Annotated in this window: 3 protein-coding genes; all 3 read right to left on the reverse strand. The window is 55.3% G+C overall.

All coding sequences use genetic code 11. The features are described from left to right. On the reverse strand, positions 1-431 hold a 431-nt coding region (locus K8V32_RS11270; protein ID WP_369681066.1), incomplete at its 3' end, for a type II toxin-antitoxin system RelE/ParE family toxin. Between the two features lie 212 nt (positions 432-643). Next, positions 644-1,693: a TAXI family TRAP transporter solute-binding subunit gene (locus K8V32_RS11275; protein WP_303907378.1), complete on the reverse strand. Its 1,050-nt coding sequence runs from the start codon at positions 1,691-1,693 to the stop codon at positions 644-646. A gap of 155 nt (positions 1,694-1,848) precedes the next feature. Continuing rightward, positions 1,849-2,754, reverse strand: coding sequence for an Ltp family lipoprotein (locus tag K8V32_RS11280; protein WP_303907381.1), 906 nt, complete (start codon positions 2,752-2,754; stop codon positions 1,849-1,851). Positions 2,755-2,965: the final 211 nt, after the last annotated feature.

A 2,965-nucleotide genomic window follows, 5' to 3' on the forward strand; every position in this document is an offset into this window, starting at 1 on the left:
TCATCAGCGACTGGGATATTCTTCTTGTACCAGCGTGTCCAGTTTCCGGCTTTGTCACCAGCCAGTAGAAGAATCGCCTGCCGGTCAGGGTCGAACGCAAACAGGATTCGAAGTTCAGTCCGCCCCGCAGAGCCAGGTCGAAGTTCTTTCATGTTCTTGTGTCGAGAGGCGGTGACAGTGTCTACAAGCGGGCGACCTAGCTGGGGGGCCGATTTCTTCAAGGACCTCGATAGCCGCTGTGACTTGCTTCCAAGAATTATCGTCCAAGGAATCGAGCCAGGGCTCAACCAATTTGACGTCAACACTCCACATGTAGTCATTTTAGACCCTTTGGGGTCTGCTTGCAATTGCGGCAACAACCTCAGCCAGTTTGGTTTCGGCCTGGATAACTTTGGTACGAGCGGCACGGATTTTCTGCAAGTGCATAGCATCCCTGGCTTGAGTGCTCTAGTTGATCACCTCAGATCCTCTGAGAACCTCAGCCTGAAGAACACCGCCGTGAGTGATTCGTGCTGGAGTCGGAGTCGGCATAGCTACAAGTTCCATTAAATTATCTGAACGGTCAGGGCAAAGGCTGGTCAACGATCCCCACGCTGGTGTTCATACCCAACGTGTCATAAAGCTTGCGCACGGATCTTTAATTCTACCCGTGCAATTTCCGGTAGGCCTTAACCACGCCCGGATGCAGCGGGATATCCGCGGTGTTGATGAGCATCTCCGGTGACAGAAATTGAACCCCGGCGCTGGAATGCGGAACCAGTTCATCCGCGTGTTCTACCAGCAGATTCACCGTGTGTTCCACTATCGACTCCGCCAGGTCCGTGCGGCACAGCAGTAAATTCGGAACTCCAATGGTCCGGGTGGCATCGATGCCCGCATAACTATTAGCCGGAACCAACACGCTGTCGTACACGATGCCATATTCTTGACGCAGCTCCGGCAGGAAGCCCGACAAATCCAACATGTTCAGCTGTGTGATTTCATTGGCTTGGGCAATAGCAGCGGTGGGTACCCCACCGGACCAGAACAGGACATCGACAGACCCTTCCGTCAACGCAATAATGCCGTCGTTGAGTCCCAATGGTTTCATTGTCACCGACGAGACTGATGGCAGACCATTCTCGGTTGCGACGTCCAGTCCTGCCAGCCGCAATAGTCGTGAGCTCATCAGGGCGGTCCCAGAACCCACATTGCCCACTGAGCTCGCGGTACAGGCATTGGCTGCACCCGGTGTGGCCTCAACCGTGACACCAAAGTCCCCGGTGCCATCCGGGCAGCGACCATAGGAGGTGGGTTGATGGCCTTCCCAGGCGAAATGATCCACCAGGACACCGTCGGGGGTATGAATATTGGCCTCATCATTTTTCCCCAGTCCGAATTTGTCGGGCAGGGTGTCGTCATCGGTGGTAATAGCTAGGTATTGTCCGGCGTCAATCACGGTGCCGTCGGCGATGGTCATGGTGTTTTTGTCATCGGATAGGGCCCAACCGGATAGATCGATGGGGTCCGAGCCGGTGTTGAACAGCTCGATAGCATCGTCAATCTGGTCATTATTTTGGATGACCTCATTGATGACCAGTGGGGTGTTCGGTGTGATGGTAGTTGCCGCTGCTGGTGCGGCCAAGGCGCTAGCGGCGAGCCCGAGTGCAAGCCCGCTCAACAGTGTGGTGCGCCAAAGATTGCTGGTGCGCATGATCTCTCTTCAAGTCTTCTACGAACGTGTGCTGCACAACCTGAGGTGTGCAGCACGTGATGTGAACTGTGCCAGCGTTCCAGCTCAAGATAAGCGCAAGGAATCATGTTCGTAAAGTACTGGAGACCCGTTGGTGAATACCGCCGGTGTACGGATTACAGGCCAGTCTGGCCCACCCCGTACTGTGCCTGTTCGGAGGTGAATCCCTCGTAGATCAGCTGGTCAATCAAGCCAGATCGTGAAAACGATGTGTACTCGAGATAGTTTTCGGCCATGAGTGCGGCCTGATCGTTCCAATCAACGCTGATATTGTCGACGGCGGCAGTTGCATGCTCGTTGGAAAATCCTTCATATTCCAACTGGTCGATCAAGCCGGTGCGAGAAAAAGCGGTGTATTCCAGATAACTTTCAGCCATACTGACTGCCTGGCTGGCCCAATCGACCGTAAGGTTATCGACAGCCCAAGTAGCATCAGCGTTCGAATAGCCTTCATATTCCAATTGATCAATAAGCCCCGATCGTGAAAATGCAGTGAAGCTCAGATAATTCTCTGCGGTGTCCAGCGCATTTTGCTGGCTGACCGTCCCTGAATCTTCGGTTGGTGTTTCGCTTGCGGACGGAGTCTGGCTGGCTGACGCCGAACTCTCAGAAAGTTCTGGGGTCGGAGTGGAACTCTCGGTCTCTTCGGGTGTTGAGCTAGGCGTTGTAGTAATGGTTGGGGTGGGTTTGGTTGGAGTGCTCGAGATACGTGGCGTTGGGTTGGCATCAGCCCGTGGCTCCTCGTCCACGGCTCCAATTCCCACCACGACAAGGCCGATCACCCCACCTACGATTCCGGCGGCAATGCCCGTCCAGCTGAGCACTTTGGGTTGATTCTTACGCAGCGCCAGCACGCCAAGAATGATGGCCGCAGCACCGATAAATACGCTGAGCACCGGAACGAAGCTCAGGATCAATGCAATGAGGCCGACAGCTAAGGCTGAGATAGCCAAACCTTTGGGGGCCGCGGTCTGCTGCCGCGCAGGTGGGGGCGGAGGTGGCGGATAGCTACCGTGAGTCACGATACTGCTCCAGATCTTAAAAGGTGTGAGTGATGTGTCAGCCTAACAGCGCACCGTGCCGCGAGCCATGGCCGACTGACTAGAGCATGTCAGGTCGAGAGGGTTGGTCCTCCCCGGAAAAAGCCGCGGCGACTTCGTGCTGCACCGTCAGTAAGGCATCAGCCGTTTGTTGACGCGTCGTCGTCGAATACCGCGCCAACGGTAGGGCCAC

Origin of the sequence: Enteractinococcus helveticum (assembly GCF_020742345.1) — a bacterium.
In the GTDB taxonomy this organism is placed as follows: Bacteria; Actinomycetota; Actinomycetes; order Actinomycetales; family Micrococcaceae; genus Yaniella; species Yaniella helvetica_A.